The sequence below is a fragment of the Agrobacterium sp. SORGH_AS_0745 genome (genome assembly GCF_030818995.1).
GTDB classification, from domain to species: Bacteria; Pseudomonadota; Alphaproteobacteria; order Rhizobiales; family Rhizobiaceae; genus Agrobacterium; species Agrobacterium tumefaciens.
On the sequence record NZ_JAUTBI010000001.1, the window covers coordinates 1,578,530 to 1,598,611 of the forward strand.

Consider the following 20,082-nt stretch of genomic DNA (forward strand, 5'->3'; position numbering starts at 1 on the left):
ATTACAATATAAATTTGATATTGCTTATTCGCCTGCCTCCAGTATTTCGTAACAATGGTCTGGTCATTAGTGATTCGGTCTCCTTTTAACCTGTTAGGGCTTGGGGAAATAAAGGGGCACGGGGCAGTGAAATTTTCTGCCTTTACTTCATTGCTATTCTCTATTGCAGTTCTTTCGGGCTGCAATACTCCCTCGGGCGTCAGGTCGTTCGGGGGCGCAAAGATGTTGTCTGCGTCCGAAGCACTGGTTTTCCCACCGCCCGGCGGTCCGGAAATCGTCACCGTAGTCAATCGCACCTACTCCAATGCCGTGGCACAGCAGGTCGTATTGCGCGCCGAAGCCGCTACGCCCGGACAGAACTACATTAAGGCCGAGTTCTTCGGTCCGCAGCAAGCCGGCGACACTGATCGCGATGCTTTGACTTTCTCCGGCTTTAAGGCATCCTCCGTCGCGCGGGAAATCCGCTCGGAGTTTCCGGGTGAGAACATCGTCATGTCGGCGAATTATCTGCAGAACGGTTACGGCGCCTTTTCTTATGCGGCCGGCAAGGGCCGAGGCAGCGATACCTGCCTTTATGGCTGGCAGGACATCCGCTCACCCGAAAGCATGCGGCAGGATTTCCGCAACCTGGGGCGTATCAAGGTGCGACTGCGCCTCTGCCAGTCGGCGGCAAGCGTCGAGCAGCTTCTGACGGTCATGTATAATTACACGATCACCGGCACCTATGCCTCGCAAAGCTGGAACCCCTATGGCACGCCGCAGGCGGTGGATCAGAACCTTGGGCGGCCGGGCCATCCGGTCTATCCCATGAAGACCAATGAGGTGCCGATGCGGCCCGGCAGTGAAGTGACTGCGAGCATACCATTGCAACCCGTGCGCCGTGCTGCCGTACCCGTCACGCCTGTTCAGCCAACGGCGCAGCCCCTACCGCCGGTTGCGGCAGTCAGTATTCCGTCACCCGCATCCGTTGGCGCGCCCGCCCAGCCCGCAAGGCCTGCTGTAGTCGGCAGGCGCGCGGCCAGCGTGCAGGTGGAGAGCCAGCAGCCGACGCAGGTTCCGCAGGTAGCCATTCCGTCGCCCACATGTCTGTCCGGTTCGGCAGCGCCTCCGGGATGCAGGTGATGGCTGGAGCAACAGCAGAAGAGGGCATTGCAAAAGATCCCGGTAAAAATTCCGGGCGGGGAAGAGAGCGGAAAGTTTCGGGATGAACAAGGCCATCACAATCATTGTCTGGTTTCTTGTGTCGCTTTGCGTTCTGGCCATCGTCACGATGCCGGTCAGCCTGCAGACGCACCTGGTCGCCACGGCGATCTCGCTTGTCCTTCTCGCAACAATAAAGAGTTTCAACGGGCAGGGAGCCTGGCGGCTCGTGGCGCTTGGTTTCGGCACGGCCATCGTGCTTCGTTATGTCTATTGGCGCACCACGAGCACGCTGCCGCCCGTCAACCAGCTCGAAAACTTCATTCCCGGCTTTCTGCTTTATCTCGCGGAAATGTATAGCGTCGTGATGCTGGGTCTCAGCCTCGTCATCGTGTCGATGCCGCTGCCTTCCCGCAAGACCCGGCCTGGCTCGCCCGATTACCGGCCGACGGTCGATGTTTTCGTGCCGAGTTACAACGAGGACGCGGAGCTTCTCGCCAATACGCTGGCGGCGGCCAAGAACATGGATTACCCGGCCGACAAGTTCACCGTCTGGCTGTTGGACGACGGCGGCTCGGTGCAGAAGCGCAATGCCAGCAATATCGTCGAGGCGCAGGCGGCACAGCGCCGCCATGAGGAGTTGAAGAAGCTTTGCGAGGACCTCGACGTGCGTTATCTGACGCGCGAGCGCAACGTCCACGCCAAGGCCGGAAATCTCAATAACGGCCTCGCCCACTCGACCGGCGAACTGGTGACGGTGTTTGACGCCGACCATGCGCCGGCGCGCGATTTCCTTCTGGAAACGGTGGGCTATTTCGAGGAAGACCCCCGGCTCTTCCTGGTGCAGACGCCGCACTTCTTCGTCAATCCCGATCCGATCGAGCGCAATCTGCGCACCTTCGAGACGATGCCGAGCGAAAACGAGATGTTTTACGGCATCATCCAGCGCGGTCTCGACAAGTGGAATGGCGCGTTTTTCTGTGGTTCCGCCGCCGTGCTGCGGCGCGAGGCACTGCTGGATACGGAAGGGTTCAGCGGCGTCAGCATCACCGAGGACTGCGAAACGGCGCTCGCGCTGCATTCGCGCGGCTGGAACAGCGTCTATGTCGACAAGCCCCTGATCGCCGGGCTGCAACCGGCCACCTTCGCAAGCTTCATCGGCCAGCGCAGCCGCTGGGCGCAGGGCATGATGCAGATTCTGATCTTTCGCCAGCCTCTGTTCCGCCGTGGTCTCTCCTTCACGCAGCGTCTTTGCTACATGTCGTCGACGCTGTTCTGGCTTTTCCCGTTCCCGCGCACGATCTTCCTGTTTGCGCCGTTGTTCTACCTGTTCTTCGATCTTCAGATTTTCGTGGCTTCCGGCGGCGAGTTTTTGGCTTATACGGCCGCGTATATGCTCGTGAACCTGATGATGCAGAACTATCTCTATGGCAGCTTCCGCTGGCCGTGGATTTCTGAACTCTACGAATATGTGCAGACGGTCCACCTTCTGCCAGCCGTCGTGTCGGTGATCTTCAATCCGGGCAAGCCGACCTTTAAGGTGACGGCGAAGGACGAATCCATCGCCGAGGCGCGGCTTTCGGAAATCAGCCGCCCGTTCTTCGTCATTTTCGCACTTTTGCTGGTTGCGATGGCCTTTGCCATTTGGCGCATCTATGCGGAGCCATACAAGGCGGATGTCACACTCGTCGTCGGCGGGTGGAACCTGCTCAACCTCATTTTCGCGGGATGTGCGCTTGGCGTCGTCTCCGAGCGCGGCGAAAAATCGGCGTCGCGGCGCATCACTGTCAAGCGGCGCTGCGAGGTCAAGCTTGAGGGTAGTGACGCATGGGTGCCGGCCTCCATCGACAACGTGTCGGTGCATGGCCTGCTGATCAATCTTTTCGACAGCACCACCGCTATCGAAAAGAACACGACAGCGATCATTAGGGTGAAGCCGCATAGCGAGGGCGTGCCGGAAACCATGACCATCAATGTGGTCCGCACGGTCCGGAGCGACGGTTTCATTTCCATAGGCTGCACATTCTCGCCGCAGCGCGCCATCGATCATCGCCTGATCGCCGACCTGATCTTCGCCAATTCCGAGCAATGGAGCGAGTTCCAGCGCGTGCGCCGCAAGAACCCCGGCCTCATCAGAGGCACGGCGATCTTTCTGGCGATATCTCTGTTCCAGACGCAGCGCGGCCTGTTCTATCTGGCCAAGGCGCTCCGGCCCGCCTCCAAAACCGTCAAACCTGCCGGAGTTGTAAAATGACCGGCGGTAAAACGATCAGGAGTTCACTGACAGCACTGATGTTGGGTGTCGTCGCAACCGGTGCGATGGCGCAGTCCTCACCTTTCGACATGTCGCCGGAGAAGCCTGCACAGACAGCCCCGGCACCTGTGCCGCCGCCGACACTTCCCCCCGCTGTACCGCGCCAGCCGCAGCCAGCCCAGCAATCGACCCAGCCTGCAGTGGGCCAGCCTCCTGTGGTAATGCAGCCCGCACCTGCGCCGCAACCGCCGCTGCGGCCGCTGACGCCACCCGTATCCATGCCGCCGCAGGGTCAGGCGAGACCCGCACCCGTTCAGGCATCGTCACCCGCGGCGGATAGCCGTCGCCGGTATATCTTGCCGTACGAAAAGCTCAGCCTTTCCGGCGAAATGGATCGGCGGCAGTGGAGCATTTATCTGACGCCCGAGCAGGTGAATGCCGCCGTTTCGCTGAATATTGGTTATCAGAACGCCATCGTGGTCGCGCCGGAAGACTCGAATTTCCAGGTCAGCCTCAACAATGTTCCGCTGGAGACGGCGCGCATTGAGGCGCCCGACGGTGAGGGCAATGTTTCCTTGAAAATTCCACCCGGTGTCCTGCAGGTGGGCGCGAATGTCGTGACGCTTGGCGTGCAGCAGCGCCACAGAACCGATTGCACGATCCAGTCCACTTATGATCTGTGGACCGATGTTAATCCGGCAAATACCTATATCGGCTTTAACGCCGATGTCGCGGGCAACTTCACCAATATCGACGATATCCAGGCAACCGGTCCGGACGCCAAGGCGGCAACGTCGATCGAGATCGTTGCACCTGCACTCGGCAATCCGGCATTTGCAGATTCGCTGCTGCGCCTTTCTCAGGCTCTGGCACTCCGAACCCAGATGCCGAACCAGACGATCCGTTTCGTGGCAGCACCCTCCGCCGAACGCAAGGCGGGAACGCTGGTAGTTCTTGTCGGCACCGCGCGCGAGATTACCGGCTTCACCGGCGCGGTCCCGCCCGAGGCGTCGGCGGGTGCTTTTGCCGGCTTCGATACCACCGCACCGGGTGGCCTCTCGCCACTCTTCGTCAGCGGTCCCACCCCGCAGGCGGTACAGGCGGCGATTGAGACGCTGTTTTCCTCGATCTCGCGCACGCCCGGTGCCCAGAGAACGACCTTTTCCACCCGCAGCTGGCATGCGCCGGATGTGCCGCTCGTCATGTCGGACCGTCGCATCGCGCTTTCCGAGCTTGGGCTTGAGAGCAGCGAATTTGGTGGACGGCGTTTCCGCAACGAATTCTACGTCGGCATGCCCGCCGACTTTTATGCGTCGGCCTATGGCGAGGCGGCCATGCTGCTCGATGCCGCCTATTCCTCGCAGGTGCTGCCCGGTAGCCATATAGACATCTACGTCAATGACGAGATCGCCTCGACCGTGCCGATCTCCAACAATGGTGGCGGCATTTTCCGGCATCTGCCCATCAATGTGACGATGCGCCACTTCAAGCCTGGCCCGAACAAGATCACCATCGAGGCCGTGTTGATGACGGCGCAGGATCAGGTCTGCGCGCCGGGAGCGCCAGCCAGCACGACCCCGCGTTTTGCCCTGTTCGACACATCGGAAATCCATATTCCTGATTACGCGCAGATCGGTCGCAAACCGGATCTCGCCGCGATGTCCGGTGCCGGGCAGCCCTACAGGTTTGCCGCAAATCCCGTCGCGCTGTCGCTTGATCGTTTCGATACCGACACCATGTCGGCGGCGGCGACATTGGTCAGCCGGCTGGCAAGCGCCGCTGGATATCCGATCAATGTCGAGACCGTCGCATCGCCGCTGGTGATCGGGGACCGTGACGCCCTGTTCGTCGGGACGATTTCGCAATTCCCGCAATCGCTGATCAGCCAGTTCAATCTTGTCCCTTCCAGCCAGATATCCTGGAAAATGGGAACGGGCGTTCAGCCGCCTGCGCAGAACAGCGAAACCCTCTTTAATGACTGGCGAGAGCGGGTGGACGGCGGCATCTGGCAAGGCCAGGTTTCCTCCTTTGAGGAGTGGATGAAGCGGAATTTCGATCTGAGTTCCGATACGCTGCGTTTCCTGCCGGCGGCCGAGCAGCCCTATGCGCCGCCCGGCAATGTCTCCTTCATGCTGGTGCAGGGTCTAAGCCCTTCCGGCGAAGGGGTCTGGACGCTGGCTACCGCCCCGACGTCGGCGGAGCTTCGTGACGGCATGTCTTCGATGGTGCGTGAGAACCATTGGCGCGACGTCACGGGGCGGGTCGCAGCTTACGATGCCGGTGCAGAAAAGATCGAAACGGTCGAGGTGGGGCAGCCGTATTTCTATGTCACGCGGGCGTTTTCCCTCTCGAACTGGAGGCTGATCGCTGCTAATTGGCTGTCTTCCAATGTTCTTTCCTATTCGCTGGCATTCATCGGGTTCGTGTCGCTCCTGGGCTTTGCCACCTTCGCGATGCTGCGTATGATGGGGCGACACCGATGAGGCGTGGGATTTTTAGACTTGCCGGCATTTTCTGCGTGTCGCTGATGGCGTTGATCTCAAGCATCTCGATTGCCCGCGCCGCATCTGTCTCGCCTGAGGCCTGGTCGGCTTATAAAAGTGCGTTTCTCGATCCCGGCGGGCGCATCATCGATACCGGCAACGGCAATATTAGCCATAGCGAAGGCCAGGGTTACGGCATGTGGCTTGCCGTTCTTTCAGAGAACATTGCCGACTTCGAGCTGATATGGAGTTTTACCCGCACGGAACTCCTGGTGCGCGACGACGGTCTCTCCGCGTGGAAATGGGATCCGCGAACCAGACCGCATGTGACTGACATCAACAATGCCACGGATGGCGATATTCTGATTGCCTACGCGCTGGCGCTGGCTGCCGCGCAGTGGAACCGGCAGGACTATGCAGAGGCATCGGCGGCCATCGCATCAGCCGTCCTCAAGAAGACTGTCGTTCAGCGCGGCGGGCGAACGCTGCTTTTGCCCGCCGCCAGCGGCTTTGGCGAGGTTGACCGGGGCGACGGCCCGGTGGTCAATCCTTCCTATCTGATTTTCGAAGCATTTCCGGTCCTCAATCTCGTCGCACCATCGCCACTCTGGAAGGCGCTTGCCGACGACGGCGTGGCGCAGATCGCCACATTCGCTTTCAGCGACAGGAAACTGCCCGCCGACTGGGTGTCGATGAAGACGAAACCGCAACCGGCATCGGCGTTTCCACCCGAGTTCGGTTACAATGCGGTGCGGATTCCGCTTTATCTTGCAAGGGCGAAAATGGGCTCGCCGGAGCTGCTTGACCGCCTGAAAAACGGCATGACGCTGGAAAGCGGTGCTGCGGGAACTTTCGATCTCAAGAGCGGCGCGGTCAAGGACGTTCTGTCGGATCCCGGTTATCGCATCATTCCGGCGCTCGCAGCCTGCGCCGGCGGCGGCCCGGCTGTGCCTGCCGAACTGAAAGGCTTTCAGCCAACGCTTTATTATCCTTCTACATTGCATCTTCTGGCATTGTCGTTTCTGGCAAGGAATAACGGGGAGTGCCGATGAACAAACCGCTGTCTACCTCGGCTCTCATCCTGCTTCTGATTGCTCTCGCCGCCTTCCACTGGCGCGACACCATTCTCGGACGTGTATCGGACATTCATACTTCGGCGGTTGGCGACAACCGTGCGGCGCAGCGCGTTTCTCCAGCGGCAGCCAATCCGGCCCAGATCAACGCGTTCCTTAAAAATCGCGAGATGGCGCAGCTAACCCAACCCGTGACGCCAGCGGTAACGGTGCCGGCGACTGATCCGCAACCGCCGGTTACGCAGACACAGACGGGTGGACAGATATCGCAGCCCCAAATGGCGCAGGCGCCCGCACCCCGCCAGACCCAGCCGGCGTCATCAGACATGCTCGAGGTCGATCTCAGCGCGCTGCGCTATTTCGCGGCCAAGGGCGATACCCAGCGCCTTCAGGCCGAAATCGCGAGGCTGCGCACGCTCTATCCGAACTGGACACCGCCTGCCGATCCGCTCGCCATTCCCGTTAACGGCGATCCCCGGCTCGATGCCATGTGGCAGCTTTATAGCGACGGCCGTTACGCCGAGGTCAGAAAGGCGATCGCCGACCGCCAGCAGGCGGAACCCGGCTGGCAGCCTCCCGACAATCTGACCGGCATGCTTTCCCTCGCCGAGGCCCGCCAGCGGCTCGTCAACGCTTCCGATCTCAAGCAATATGCGACAGTGGTGGACGCGGCCGCCAGCAATCCCGGCCTGCTGACCTGTAGCGAGGTGGATGTCCTGTGGCGGGTTGCCGATGCGTTTGCCAATACCGACCGCATGGGACGGGCGCGCGACGCCTATCTCTACATTCTCAACAATTGCACGACGCCAAGCGACAGGCTCGCCACGGTGCAGAAGGCGTCCGCGCTTTTGCCGGCGGAGATGATCGGCGATTTGCTTGCCAAGGAAAAGCCCAACGCAGACGGTCAGCTGGAATTCGAACCGGTCAAGAACGATCTCGCCCGCCAATTCGTGGCGAAGGCAGGGGAGAAGGAGGGAATTTCCGTTCCTTCCGCCTATCTGATGCGGCTTGAAAGGCTTGCCGAGACCGACAAGCTTGCAAGCGATGCCTTGTTGCTCGGCTGGTACAATATCCGCCAGAAGAACATGGCGGAGGCGGAAAAGTGGTTTCGCAAGGCGCGGGAAGAGGAAGACAGCGCGTCTGCATCGCAAGGGTTGGCGCTGGCGCTGATCGACCGCAACGAGCCACGTGAAGCTGAAGAGGTCATGTATAAGTGGCGCACCGCTTCGGACGACGGGCTTGCGACCTATCTTGCCGCGACAGCCAATCTCCTGGCGCTTGAGCCGCCTGTGGTCCTGCCGCCGGATGTGTTGCAGCGCATCGCCGCTGAAACAATAACTCGCAAGGATGCGGCGACCGCGCAGCAGTTCGGCTGGTATTCGCTTGCTTTCCGGCAGACGCCGCTCGCCTTGCAATGGTTCAGCACTGCGCTTGGCTGGAAAGCCGATGACGAACCGTCGGCCTATGGCATGGCAGTCAGCTATCACGATCTGCGCAATCTCGCCGGTCTGCGCAGCATACAGCAGCAATGGGCAAGCCGCTCGCAACGCATCGCTGATGTGGGAACGGCACGTATGGTGGACCAGTCCGCGCAGCAGATAGCGCCCGTCACCGCACCGCCTGTCGCCACAGCTTCCCAGACAACGGCACCCGCGCCCTATGCGCCGCAGCCTGAGACAGTGGTGGCTTATAGCCAGCCGTCTGTCCAGCAGCCGGCTCCGGAACCTTCGCGCAAGCAGGCGCGTCTGCCAGCGCAGACGCAGAGGACCGTAAGTGCCTCGTCACGTCCACGCTCCTGCGCGGTCTATCCCGATCCCCAGCGCCTGCCCGCACAGCAGGCGCTTGATCTCGGCTGGTGCCTGATGGAGACCAACCGGCCGGCGGAAGCCCTGAAGGCTTTCGAATCCGCCATTGCTGGCGGCCAGTCGACTGTTAAAAGCGATGCGGCCTATGGCCAGAGCCTTGCCTATCTGCGCATGGGGCTGACGGACCATGCCGCTGTCTCGGCGACGAAATCGCGCATGGACCGCCCGCGCGCGACTGAGTTGCAGGTTTCAATCCTGGCCGACAGGGCGGTTTCCGCCTTCCAGTCGAAACGTTATGCGGAAACGCTTCTCCTGCTTGATCAGCGGGCGCGGCTTGCCGATGAGCGTACCGATCTCATGGTATTACGCGGTTATTCTTATCTTGCCATGAACCGCTACGCCGATGCTGCGCAGATTTTCGAGAGTCTGACGTCCATTGGCGATAAGGAGGGCATCAGGGGACTGGCAGCGGTCCGTGCCGCCCGGCCGAGCAGAGGGCCCCAGGGCGGCTGATGGCGTTGGGCGGCAATGGGCTGCCGTTGCTTACCCCGCGTCGGTGAGGTTGCGGATGATGCGCATGAAGATGCGTGCGCCGATATCGATCAGCCCATCCGGAAAGTCGTAGTCGGGATTGTGCAGGTTGGGATAGTCCTTGCCTGCGCCCAAAAAGAACATGGCCGATGACGAGACGGCGCGGAACCTTCCGAAATCCTCGGAGGCCCGCATCGGCAAACCTTCCGACCCGTGGGAAATTTTCTCCGCAGTTAGCGCCCGCAGGATATGGTCGACGGCTTCCGGCGCATTTTCGCAATGCAGGAAAATATCATCATAGGCGATATCGAGTGTCAGTTTCTGTTCTTCGGCCACCTTTTTTGCCAGCGCTTCCGCATCCGCGCAGAGTTTTCCCATTCGGTCGTCTGTCAGCGTCCGGAGCGTCGCCCAGATTTCCGCATCTGCCGGAGAGATGCCGAAGGCCGCTTCACCCATCACGGCATGGGTGATTGTCACCATCGAAAAATCGGGTTGCGGTGGAAAGCCGGAACCGAGATCGGTCAAAGCCGGCATCAACTCAGATATCGCCCGCATCGGCGAGACGCCATGCTCCGGTGAGGAGGCGTGCGCGGTCTTGCCGGAGAAGCGGATTTTGATGCCGCGTGATGCGCAGTTGACCGGCCCTTCCACCACGCTGACATGGCCGAATGGCAGGCCTGGAAGATTGTGAAGAGAAAAGGAATAATTCCGGCTTCATCTCGCCAAAGCGCGGATCGGCGATGACGGCGGCCGCGCCCGCACCTGTCTCTTCTGCCGGTTGGTAGAGCAGTACGACGCTGCCGGTTTCCGGGCGCTTTCTGGAAAGTCCGAGTGCAAGCGCCGTTAGAATGGTGGAATGACCGTCATGGCCGCAAAGATGGCCCTTACCATCGGTGCCGGAGCGGTATTCGGCGTCGGTTTTTTCCTGAATGGGCAGAGCGTCGAGTTCCGAGCGGATGAGGACTACCGGACCGCTTTTGCCGCTGTCATAGACCGCTGCCACGCCATGAACACCCAGATCGGTGAACATCCGATCCGGTTTTGCCTGCTCGAGGAAATCGCGAATACGCCGCGCTGTTTCCTTCTCCTCGCCGGAAATTTCCGGATGGCGGTGCAGCTCATGGCGCAGCTCGATGAGGTCAAGCATATCCTTGTTGGTCAGAAACATAAAAAACCCTTGCAAGTCGTCCGGCCGATTTTTTCTGCCGCAACTTACAGGTCATTACGTTCAATGCAAAACCTTTGGCGGACGCCAGCGCTTGCCCGTCGATTTTGGCCTGGCGCTCAGCGTGATGACATCGGCAGGCAGCGGAATCCTGGCCTTTCCCAGTTCCAGCCGGGCAAGGGCTGCGCGCGCCTTTTCGGCATATTCCAGATGCGTAGCGTCGTCAGAATGGTAATGCTGCAATCTGTCGAGGATTTCGGCGCCTTCCATCGTTCTTTCGGCCGCAATCAGCGCCACGGCGCACTTGTAGAGCGCCTCGCGGTGGAAGGGGGCGCGATTGGTCACCTGACGGAATGCTTCGGACGCCTCGTGATATTGCCGTTGCGCCAACCGCGCTTCGCCTATGCGCATCCACAGCAGAGCCGGGTCCTGACCGCTGCCGAGGAGACCGAGGAAAGCGATTTCCGCTTCGCGGAATTCACCGCGGTCGAAGGTCAGATTGGCCAGCCCGAATTGTGCGCCAAGGTGATCGGGCGCGGCTGCCAGCACCTGGGAAAAGGCGATGTTGGCGGCCGCCTTCTTGCCCGTCTTGTAAAGTTTGAGACCCTCTTCGTAGACGAAGCGTATGCTGCGCGGGTGGAGCTTGCCACCGAGATTGTCGCCCGAGCGGGTGCGGAACAGCGTGCAACTGAGCTTGTGCTCCTCCGGGCCGAAGAAATATTTGTACGGCTCGTTGCCTCGCAGGAAATCATAAGTCTTGAAACCCTGTTCGATCGCCCTGCGGATGCAGTGTCCGTGCAGCACGAGGCCGGGTGAGGGGGTCTTCCAGTTCTCGTCACGACCGGTAATGTAGAACAATACCGACTTTTTCTGCCGGTCGATGATGTTGGCAAGCGCGCCGAGCGGCTGGTCGCCGAACCACAGGACCGGCACTTCCAGATCGCCGCGTATATAGACATCCATCAGCATTTGCCGTGTTGCGCCGATCAACAGTTCGGTGCGCTCCTTGCCCTTGTGGGGCGCCCAGCGGATGCGCCAGAAATCGAACAGGATGCCCATGTCCCGCTTGATTGTTTCTCTCGTTGCGAAGGTGATGCGGTATTCGTCACCGCCTTCCACCTTCCTCATGAAGCGGCGGAGCTTTTGCCGGGACTGGCTGCTCATATGGCTATCGAGATAGGAGTCGAACGTGTCCGGCAGGGCCACGACCGGGCAGATGCAATTGTTGATGTTATAGGGGTTGGTCGGCATGTTGTCGCGGAACATGACGAGCGGTCCCTGAAGCGCGCGGATCATCGCGTCGCGCCGCTCCGGTGGGCCGGAAAGATAGTCGAGCTTGAGTTCGGTCCAGTTCTGCTGCCGAATATAGGAACAGAAACCGGCAACCGCGTTATTTTCATATTCCGGCAGGGTAATGAAGCCGGTGTAATCCGCCGCGGCATTGCCAGCCATGACGATGCTGTCGTGGAAGCGGCCGGTTTTCTTGTCCGGTTCGGTGACGATGCGTAGCGGAAAAAATGCCACATAGGGCGAGCCTTCGGGACGTTCCCTGAGCGCCAGGATGAACCAGCGCTTGCGGCGCGGCATATAATCCCGCAGCCAGCCCCAGGACAGGAAGTGTCGGGAATGGGGATCGGCCATGAACACCGTTTCCCAGTTTTGCCGGATCGCCTCGAAGCCGGCGTCGGTGTCGATGATGTCGATACGCATTCGTCCCCCTCCCAATACGGATCACAGATTCGGGAGGTTGCATTTTATGAGCAAATGGCCGGCTTCAAATATTCCCTTCGGGTGAAAGGCCTATATCAAATGGGATTAGCCCGTGACGCGGCTCCCATTCGTGCACCGCGACAAAATAGCCCTTGTCAGCGGGTCGCAGCACTCTAACATGCGGGCTGAATGCGCGACCGGCTCAACGGTTCGCATGGCAAAGGAGTTCTTTCATGGCTGTTCCTTTTATGCTTTTGACTGGTGCGAGCCGCGGAATAGGGCATGCCACCGTCAAGCTGTTTCAGGAAAAAGGCTGGAGAATCCTGACCGTATCGCGACAACCCTTTTCGGAGGAATGCCGCTGGCCATCTGCGCGCGAAAGCCATATCCAGGCCGATCTGGAGGACCTGTCCCGCATCGACGATCTGGCCGACGAGGTGCGCTCGCGCCTGCCGGAAGGAAAGCTGGCCGCACTCGTCAACAATGCCGGAATCTCGCCGAAGGGCGAAGGCGGTAGCCGCCTTGGCGTTGCCGACACAACGGCGGAGATCTGGACGCGGGTGCTAAACGTCAATCTCGTCTCGACGGCGCTTCTTGCCCGTGCGCTTTTGCCGGAACTGGAGGCGGCAAAAGGCTGCATCGTCAACGTTACCTCCATTGTGGGCTCGCGGGTGCACCCTTTCGCGGGCGTCGCCTATGCCGCATCGAAGGCGGGACTTGCGGCGCTGACACGGGAGCTGGCGCATGAATTCGGGCCGCGCGGCGTGCGCGCCAATGCCATAGCGCCCGGCGAAATCAACACCGCCATCCTTTCACCCGGAACCGCTGAACTCGTGGAAGCGCAGGTCCCGCTCGGGCGGCTAGGCACAACGGCGGAGGTGGCGCAGACCATCTACTTCCTCTGCTCGGAGCAGTCGAGCTACATCAACGGCGCAGAAATTCTCATCAATGGCGGCCAGCACGTCTGACGCTTCAGTCCATCCAACCGAAACGGAGCCTTTATCCCATGACCATTCTGCCGAATTCCGTCGAGGCACGCGATATCGCCTACCAGATGCATCCGAACGTCAATCTGCGTAAATTCGAAAAGACCGGTGGTCTGGTCATCGAAAGTGGTGAAGGCATCTATGTGACCGACAGCAGCGGCAAGCGTTATATCGAGGCGATGGCAGGGCTTTGGTCTGTGGCGCTTGGCTTCGGTGAACAGCGACTGGTGGACGCTGCGACAAAGCAGATGCAGAAGCTGCCCTATTACCACACCTTCTCCTACAAGACGCACGGCCCGTCGGTCGATCTTGCCGAGTTGCTGATCGAGCTTGCGCCAGTGCCGATGTCGAAGGTTCATTTCACGTCTTCGGGATCGGAGGCGAACGATCTCGTTGCCAAGATGGTGTGGTATCGCTCCAATGCGCTGGGCAAAAAGGACAAGAAGAAGATCATTGGCCGCATCAAGGGTTATCATGGCGTGACGATTGCCTCTGCCTCGATCACCGGCCTGCCGCGCAACCATGAAAGCTTCGACCTGCCGCTGGACCGCATGCTGCATACGGCCTGCCCCTCCTATGTGCACTTCGGCAAGCAAGGTGAAAGCGAGGCGGATTTTACCGCGCGTATTCTGAAGGAACTCGAAGATCTGATCCTCAGCGAAGGCCCGGAAACCGTTGCCGCCTTCTGGGGCGAGCCGGTGATGGGTGCCGGCGGGGTTCTTCTGCCGCCTGAAGGTTATTGGGAAGGTGTGCAGGCGATCCTGAAGAAATACGACATTCTGCTTGTCGTGGACGAGGTCATCTGCGGGTTCGGCCGCACCGGCAAGATGTTCGCCTGCGAGACCTACGGCATCAAGCCGGATGTGCTTGTTGTTTCCAAGCAGATATCCTCATCCTACATGCCGCTGTCGGCGATCATCATGAATGACGGTTTCTACCAGCCGATCGCCGACGAATCCGACCGGATCGGCTCCTTCGGCCATGGTTATACCGCCTCCGGCCACCCGGTCGCGACGGCCGTCGGTCTCGAAAACCTGAAGATTATTCAGGAGCGCGATCTGGTCGGTAATGTCGCGAGGCTGGAAGGCAAGTTCCTCGATCATCTGAAAGCGCTTTCCGACCATCCGCTGGTGCATTCCTCGCGCGGCGTCGGTCTTCTTGGCGCGCTGGAGATAAAGCCGTGGGAAGGTACGAAGCCGGGCGATGCGACGCTCGCCATTGCCGCCGGCATTGAGGATGAGGGCGTGATCACTCGCCCGATCGGCGAATCGATCTGCTTCTGCCCACCGCTGATCATCACGGCCGAGCAGCTTGATGAGCTGTTCGCCGGCGTTAAGCGGGGACTGGACAAGGTTGCGGCCGCACGCGCCTGATGACTTTGCGAATGTCCTGGCCGGTTCGTCCGGCCGGGCACCGCTGTCAGCTTGCCTTATCCCCGGTATGCCACAAGCACCGCGCCGCAGGCGATTAGCACCACACCCAGCCAGTTTGGCAGCGACAGCCGTTCCCCTAGAAACAGAACCGCGAAGACGGCGACGAACACGACACTGAGCTTGTCGATAGGGGCGACGCGGGCGGCATCGCCGATTTTCAGCGCCCGGAAGTAACATATCCAAGATGCGCCGGTCGCCAGCCCCGAAAGCACGAGAAAGGTCCAGGTACGCGCCGAAATGGTGGAGGGCTGCTGCCAGTTGCCGGTAACATAAACCATCAGGCCAGCGGCAGCGAGAATGACGATGGTGCGTATGAAGGTGGCGAAATCGGAATTGACGTTTTCGATGCCGATTTTCGCAAAAATCGCAGTCAATGCCGCAAAGGCCGCCGATAGCAGCGCCCAGAATTGCCAGGCCAGAAACAGGTTCTTCATAAGGGCCTACTCCGTTTTTCGCATTCGTTCTCGCTCGATCTGGCCTATAACATCCGCACGGCGATAAAAACCGTTTTCGACGGTTGGAAGGGCTTCAAACGATGAAAGGCCGGAGCATCGATCTGATGCGCCGGCCTTCATTCGAGAGCCTGCCCGGACGAACCGGGACAGGCTGGACCTTGGGAGGTCGTGTTATTCGGCGGGCTGAACCGCACCCGGAAGCGAATCCACATCGGCGATGCCGGTGAATTCTTCCTTGCCGCTGAGAACGCGGGCGAGCTGTTCCTGATCCAGTTCACCTTCCCAGCGGGCAACAACGATGGTGGCGACCGCATTGCCGACGAAGTTGGTGAGTGCGCGGCATTCCGACATGAAGCGGTCGATGCCGAGGATGAGCGCCATGCCGGCAACCGGAACCGACGGCACGACGGAGAGCGTTGCGGCCAACGTGATGAAGCCAGCGCCTGTGATGCCAGCAGCACCCTTGGAGGAGAGCATGGCCACGAGCAGCAGAAGGATCTGTTCGCCGAAGGAGAGGTGGATGCCGGTCGCCTGTGCGATGAAGAGGGCAGCCAGCGTCATGTAGATGTTTGTGCCGTCGAGGTTGAAGGAATAACCGGTGGGGATGACGAGACCGACGACGGAGCGCTTGCAGCCCGCCTTTTCCATCTTGCTCATCAGGCCCGGCAGGGCGGCTTCCGAAGACGAGGTGCCGAGAACCAGCAGCAGTTCTTCCTTGATGTAGCGGATAAGCGCGACGATCGAGAAGCCGTTATAGCGGCAGACAGCGCCGAGGACCACGAACACGAACAGTGCTGATGTGACGTAGAAGGTGCCGATCAGCATCGCGAGGTTGGTGACGGACGAGATGCCGTATTTGCCGATGGTGAATGCCATGGCGCCGAAGGCACCGATGGGGGCGGCCTTCATCAGTATCGCGACCAGCTTGAAGATCGGATACATCATGGCATGCATGAAATCGGTGACGGGCTTGCCCTTTTCGCCGACGATACCGAGCGCGATGCCGAACAGCACGGAGAAGAACAGCACCTGTAGGATATCACCGCTGGCAAATGCGCCGACGATGGTGGTCGGGATGATGTTCATCAGGAAGCCGGTGATGGTCTGCTCATGGGCCTTGTCGGCGTAGGTCGCGACGGCCTTGGCATCCAGCGTGGCCGGATCGATGTTCATGCCGGCGCCCGGCTGCACAGTGTTGGCGACGATGAGGCCGACAATGAGCGCGAGGGTGGAGAACACGAGGAAGTAGATCATGGCCTTGCCGGCCACGCGTCCAACCTTCTTCATATCGTTCATGCCGGCGATGCCGGTTGCGACAGTGAGGAAGATGACGGGAGCGATGATCATCTTGACGAGACGGATAAAGCCGTCGCCGAGCGGCTTCAGCTGTTCGCCAAAGGCCGGATAGAAATGGCCAAGTGCGATACCGGCGATAATGGCGACCAGAACCTGGAAATACAGGTGCTTGTAGAATGGCTGCTTGGCGTGGCCTGCCGCCACGGTTGTTGTATCGATCATGTTTTTTCCTCCTCGGCCTCACCCTGCCTTAATTGGCCTCCCGGGATCGCCGTGTCGTTGACGGCTTCGCGCCGATTGAGGAGTCATGTGCAATACGCATGCCAGACTTGCTTATTTGGTGTAACTGGCTGATTTACAAAGTACTTTTTATTGACGCCGTATCAGCTCGCCGGTGTATGTGCGGATATCCGGACAAAACCTCTTGCGGTCTGTGTGTAAATCCGCACAATTGTCGCATGACCCAAGAAGATCAGGCCTCTTATTCCCAGGCACGACGGCGCGCTCAATGGCTGGCGTTGGCGGGCTTGTGGCTGCTCGTCAGCCTGGGAGTTCTGTTGGTTGCCGATGACTTTGCGCGAAACCAGGCAATACGCACCGCCGCGTCCGAGGCCTCCACCGATGCCGAACTCAAGATCGCGCTTCTGAATGTTGCGCTGGAGCGGCCGCGCGCCATTCCGCTGGTTCTGTCCGGCGATCCCGACCTTGCGATTGCGCTGGATGGCGGTGGCGCGCCTGCCATTGACCGGCTGAACCGCAAGCTGGAGGGGCTGATCGAAGGTACGCAGTCCTCTGTCATCTACGTGACCGGACCGACCGGCTTGACAATTGCCTCGAGTAACTGGCGACAGGCCGACAGCTTCGTCGGCTCCAATTATGCCTTCCGCGAGTATTTTCAGGCGGCGATGAATACCGGCATGTCCGAACATTATGCGCTTGGCAATGTCAGCCGCCGGCCGGGCCTTTATATCTCGCGCCGCATCGATGCCGCAGACGGTCGGCCGCTCGGCGTCGTCATCGCCAAGGTGGAGTTCAACCGTCTGGAGGCGGATTGGAACATCGGCGGCAAACCGGTCTATGTGGTTGACAGGAACGGCGTCGTGCTGATGACGAGCGTGCCGGATTGGCGCTTCAAGACCGTAGCGCCGATTGACGAGGCGCGACGCAAAGCCATTTCCGAAAGCCTGCAATTCGGTAACGAGGCGCTTACGACGCTGCCGTTCCGGATGGCGCGACTCTCGAGCGACGGCGTTCCGCTCGTCCGTGTCGATGACCCGGCAAGTGAGCGCGGCGATTATCTGCGGTTGGAAACGCCGGTGCCGACGACCTCATGGACACTGCATTATCTGCAGCCGGTGGCACCGGCGCTGAACGCCGCCATTCGCGAGGGCAGGGTGGTGGCGCTGGCAACGCTGATGCCGCTTATGGCGCTTTCGGCTCTGTGGCTGTGGCGCAGGCACAAGGCGCTGAGGGAAAAGGAAGAGGAGCAGCGCGCCCGCACCGAGCTGGAAATGAAGGTGCAGGAGCGCACCCGTGACCTGACGAGGACCCGCGACCATCTTCAGGCGGAAATTGCCCTGCACGAAAAGACGACAGGTGAATTGCGCAACGTGCAGCACGAGCTGGTGCAGGCCAACCGTCTCTCCATTCTAGGGCAGGTGGCGGCGGGCGTTGCCCACGAAATCAACCAGCCGGTAGCGACGATTCGCGCCTTTGCCGACAATGCCCGCACCCTGCTGAAACGCGACCGCATGGCGGAGGCCAACGAAAATCTCGAAAACATCGCGGCATTGACCGATCGCATCGGCACGATTACCGGCGACCTGAAGATATTGGCGCGCAAGGGCCGCACCGCTGCCGAACCGGTCAGTCTCAAACTGGTCATCGAAGGCGCGGTGATGCTGTTGCGCAGTCGTTTTTCCGGACAGATGGATGCACTTGATATCGTGTTGCCGGATCAGGACCTGAAGGTGCTTGGCAGCCGCATCCGGCTCGAGCAAATTCTCATCAACCTTCTGCAAAACGCACTGGAAGCCACTGAAGCGATTGATGCGGCGCGTGTCGAGGTGCGGGTGCGCGAGGAAGGGGACATGGTCTTGCTTTCGGTCAGCGACAATGGGACCGGCATTCCCGAAGCGATCCGCGCCCAACTTTTTTCGCCCTTTAATACATCCAAGGAAAGCGGCCTAGGCCTTGGTCTCGTCATCTCCAACGATATCGCCTCCGACTATGGCGGGCGGATTGAGGTAACGAGCAGCGAGGCAGGCACGTCTTTTTCCGTATATCTGAAGCGAGCATGACATGATGGCAGGTGGAACCATATTTCTGGTGGATGACGACTCCCAGCTGCGCAAGGCGATGGTGCAGACGTTGGAACTCGACGGATTGCCCGTCACCTCCTTTTCCCGCGCCGAACAGGCACTTGCAGCGCTCAACGAGGATTTCGACGGCGTCGTCATCACCGATGTGCGCATGCCCGGCATGACCGGGCTTGAGTTCTTCGACCATGTCCGCAGGATTGATGCCGATCTGCCGGTTATCCTCATCACTGGCCACGGTGATGTGCCGATGGCGGTCGATGCCCTTCACAACGGCGCCTATGATTTCATCGCCAAACCATTCCCCGCCGAACGCATGGTTGAAAGCGCCCGCCGCGCGCTGGAAAAGCGCCGCCTCGTGCTGGAAAACCGCGCGCTTCGCCGGGCGAGTGCTCAAGCCGAGGACGATTTGCCGCTGATTGGCCAGACGCCCGCCATGGAACGCCTGCGCACCACGCTCCGGCACATTGCTGATACGGATGTAGACGTGCTGGTGGCAGGTGAGACGGGCAGCGGCAAGGAAGTGGTGGCAACGGCGCTGCATCGCTGGAGCAAGAAGCGATCCAGGGGCAATTTTGTGGCGCTGAATTGTGGTGCGCTGCCGGAAACGGTGATCGAAAGCGAGCTTTTCGGCCATGAGCCGGGTGCTTTCACCGGTGCGCAGAAAAAACGCGTTGGTCGCATCGAACATTCAAGCGGCGGCACGCTGTTTCTCGACGAGATCGAAAGCATGCCGCTTGCCGTACAGGTGAAGATGTTGCGCGTTCTGGAAATGCGCGAGGTCTCGCCACTCGGTTCAAATGAGGAGCGACCGGTCGATATTCGCGTGGTGGCGGCGGCGAAGGTGGATCTCGGCGACCCGGCCGAGCGTGGCACGTTTCGCGAGGACCTATATTACCGGCTGAATGTGGTGACGCTGTCGATACCGCCGCTGCGCGAACGCAAGGCGGATATTCCGCTGCTGTTTTCGCACTTCGTCACCAAGGCCGCCAACCGATTCAACATGCCGGTGCCGCAGATCAGCGCCGGCGTTTCCCGCCGCCTTAACGACTACGACTGGCCGGGCAATGTGCGCGAACTCGGGCATTTCGCTGAAAGGGTAGTATTGGGGCTGGAGATGGATGCGGCCACCACGACTGTTTCGCAATCGAGCATTCCGGCTTCCGGCACCCTGCCGGAGCGAATGGATGAAATAGAAGCGCAGATCATTCGCGAAACGCTTGTGCAATCTAATGGCGACGTGGCCGAAACCATTGCGACACTCGGCATTGCCCGCAAGACCTTTTACGACAAGCTGCAACGTCACGGCATCAACCGGGCGGATTATGTGAAAAGCGGCGCTGCTTGAGGTGCCGCAGGATCTGGGGCGACACTTAATGAAAAGCCGCGGACGTTTCCGTCCGCGGCCTGATTATTAACAGCGATAACTGCGC

The 20,082-nt window shown here is 60.1% G+C and carries 12 protein-coding genes and 1 pseudogene; 9 read left to right on the forward strand and 4 right to left on the reverse strand.

Annotated elements, in window-relative coordinates; translation table 11 throughout:
* The first annotated feature begins 222 nt into the window (after window positions 1–222).
* From bcsN to QE432_RS07240, 5 genes are all read left to right on the forward strand, one after another.
* Window positions 223–1,122 (forward strand): cellulose biosynthesis protein BcsN, encoded by a 900-nt coding sequence (gene bcsN / locus QE432_RS07220; protein WP_035199452.1) that lies wholly within the window; start codon window positions 223–225, stop codon window positions 1,120–1,122.
* Window positions 1,123–1,204: 82 nt separating this feature from the next.
* Window positions 1,205–3,394, forward strand: a complete 2,190-nt coding sequence (gene bcsA, locus QE432_RS07225) for a UDP-forming cellulose synthase catalytic subunit (RefSeq protein WP_035199451.1) — start codon at window positions 1,205–1,207, stop codon at window positions 3,392–3,394.
* Window positions 3,391–5,877, forward strand: coding sequence for a cellulose biosynthesis cyclic di-GMP-binding regulatory protein BcsB (locus QE432_RS07230; RefSeq protein WP_065687758.1), 2,487 nt, complete (start codon window positions 3,391–3,393; stop codon window positions 5,875–5,877). The genes bcsA and QE432_RS07230 overlap by 4 nt, the downstream gene beginning before the upstream one ends.
* Window positions 5,874–6,929 carry a glycosyl hydrolase family 8 gene (locus tag QE432_RS07235; protein ID WP_065687757.1) on the forward strand — a complete coding sequence of 352 codons (1,056 nt, stop codon included), beginning with the start codon at window positions 5,874–5,876 and terminating at the stop codon, window positions 6,927–6,929. The genes QE432_RS07230 and QE432_RS07235 overlap by 4 nt, the downstream gene beginning before the upstream one ends.
* Entirely contained in the window at window positions 6,926–9,268 is a 2,343-nt protein-coding gene (locus QE432_RS07240) for a cellulose synthase (protein ID WP_065687756.1), read from the forward strand. Before QE432_RS07235 ends, QE432_RS07240 begins: the two co-directional genes overlap by 4 nt.
* Before the next feature lie 30 nt (window positions 9,269–9,298).
* Here the strand turns inward: QE432_RS07240 and QE432_RS07245 are convergent.
* Both QE432_RS07245 and QE432_RS07250 read right to left on the reverse strand, forming a co-directional pair.
* Window positions 9,299–10,454: pseudogene (locus tag QE432_RS07245) on the reverse strand (amidohydrolase).
* 60 nt (window positions 10,455–10,514) lie between these two features.
* Complete coding sequence (locus QE432_RS07250; protein WP_065687754.1) at window positions 10,515–12,161, reverse strand: GNAT family N-acetyltransferase; 1,647 nt, start codon at window positions 12,159–12,161, stop codon at window positions 10,515–10,517.
* Window positions 12,162–12,394: 233 nt separating this feature from the next.
* On the opposite strand from QE432_RS07250, the gene QE432_RS07255 reads away from it, so the two are divergent.
* Together QE432_RS07255 and QE432_RS07260 are read left to right on the forward strand one after the other, a co-directional pair.
* The gene (locus QE432_RS07255) at window positions 12,395–13,129 is read left to right on the forward strand and encodes an SDR family NAD(P)-dependent oxidoreductase (RefSeq protein WP_003510849.1); all 735 of its coding nucleotides are present in this window, start codon (window positions 12,395–12,397) and stop codon (window positions 13,127–13,129) included.
* A gap of 38 nt (window positions 13,130–13,167) precedes the next feature.
* Window positions 13,168–14,520 carry an aspartate aminotransferase family protein gene (locus QE432_RS07260; protein WP_003510848.1) on the forward strand — a complete coding sequence of 451 codons (1,353 nt, stop codon included), beginning with the start codon at window positions 13,168–13,170 and terminating at the stop codon, window positions 14,518–14,520.
* A 56-nt stretch (window positions 14,521–14,576) separates the two neighbouring features.
* Here QE432_RS07260 and QE432_RS07265 read toward each other — a convergent pair whose 3' ends face one another.
* Both QE432_RS07265 and QE432_RS07270 read right to left on the reverse strand, forming a co-directional pair.
* Window positions 14,577–15,014, reverse strand: a complete 438-nt coding sequence (locus tag QE432_RS07265) for an EamA family transporter (RefSeq protein WP_019564660.1) — start codon at window positions 15,012–15,014, stop codon at window positions 14,577–14,579.
* A 192-nt stretch (window positions 15,015–15,206) separates the two neighbouring features.
* Complete coding sequence (locus QE432_RS07270) at window positions 15,207–16,553, reverse strand: dicarboxylate/amino acid:cation symporter (protein WP_013761559.1); 1,347 nt, start codon at window positions 16,551–16,553, stop codon at window positions 15,207–15,209.
* 236 nt (window positions 16,554–16,789) lie between these two features.
* Here QE432_RS07270 and QE432_RS07275 point away from each other — a divergent pair, with 236 nt between their 5' ends.
* Both QE432_RS07275 and QE432_RS07280 read left to right on the forward strand, forming a co-directional pair.
* Window positions 16,790–18,631, forward strand: coding sequence for a sensor histidine kinase (locus tag QE432_RS07275; RefSeq protein ID WP_035199441.1), 1,842 nt, complete (start codon window positions 16,790–16,792; stop codon window positions 18,629–18,631).
* A gap of 1 nt (window position 18,632) precedes the next feature.
* Window positions 18,633–19,997 (forward strand): sigma-54-dependent transcriptional regulator, encoded by a 1,365-nt coding sequence (locus QE432_RS07280; RefSeq protein ID WP_065687752.1) that lies wholly within the window; start codon window positions 18,633–18,635, stop codon window positions 19,995–19,997.
* The last annotated feature ends 85 nt before the right edge of the window (window positions 19,998–20,082 follow it).

Coding starts and splice junctions, on each gene's coding strand:
- QE432_RS07270 (WP_013761559.1), bottom strand. CDS start 16,553: ATGATCGATACAACAACCGTGGCGGCAGGCCACGCCAAGCAGCCATTC.
- QE432_RS07265 (WP_019564660.1), bottom strand. CDS start 15,014: ATGAAGAACCTGTTTCTGGCCTGGCAATTCTGGGCGCTGCTATCGGCG.
- QE432_RS07240 (WP_065687756.1), top strand. CDS start 6,926: ATGAACAAACCGCTGTCTACCTCGGCTCTCATCCTGCTTCTGATTGCT.
- QE432_RS07235 (WP_065687757.1), top strand. CDS start 5,874: ATGAGGCGTGGGATTTTTAGACTTGCCGGCATTTTCTGCGTGTCGCTG.
- QE432_RS07250 (WP_065687754.1), bottom strand. CDS start 12,161: ATGCGTATCGACATCATCGACACCGACGCCGGCTTCGAGGCGATCCGG.
- QE432_RS07260 (WP_003510848.1), top strand. CDS start 13,168: ATGACCATTCTGCCGAATTCCGTCGAGGCACGCGATATCGCCTACCAG.
- bcsN (WP_035199452.1), top strand. CDS start 223: ATGTTGTCTGCGTCCGAAGCACTGGTTTTCCCACCGCCCGGCGGTCCG.
- QE432_RS07255 (WP_003510849.1), top strand. CDS start 12,395: ATGGCTGTTCCTTTTATGCTTTTGACTGGTGCGAGCCGCGGAATAGGG.
- QE432_RS07280 (WP_065687752.1), top strand. CDS start 18,633: ATGATGGCAGGTGGAACCATATTTCTGGTGGATGACGACTCCCAGCTG.
- bcsA (WP_035199451.1), top strand. CDS start 1,205: ATGAACAAGGCCATCACAATCATTGTCTGGTTTCTTGTGTCGCTTTGC.
- QE432_RS07275 (WP_035199441.1), top strand. CDS start 16,790: ATGACCCAAGAAGATCAGGCCTCTTATTCCCAGGCACGACGGCGCGCT.
- QE432_RS07230 (WP_065687758.1), top strand. CDS start 3,391: ATGACCGGCGGTAAAACGATCAGGAGTTCACTGACAGCACTGATGTTG.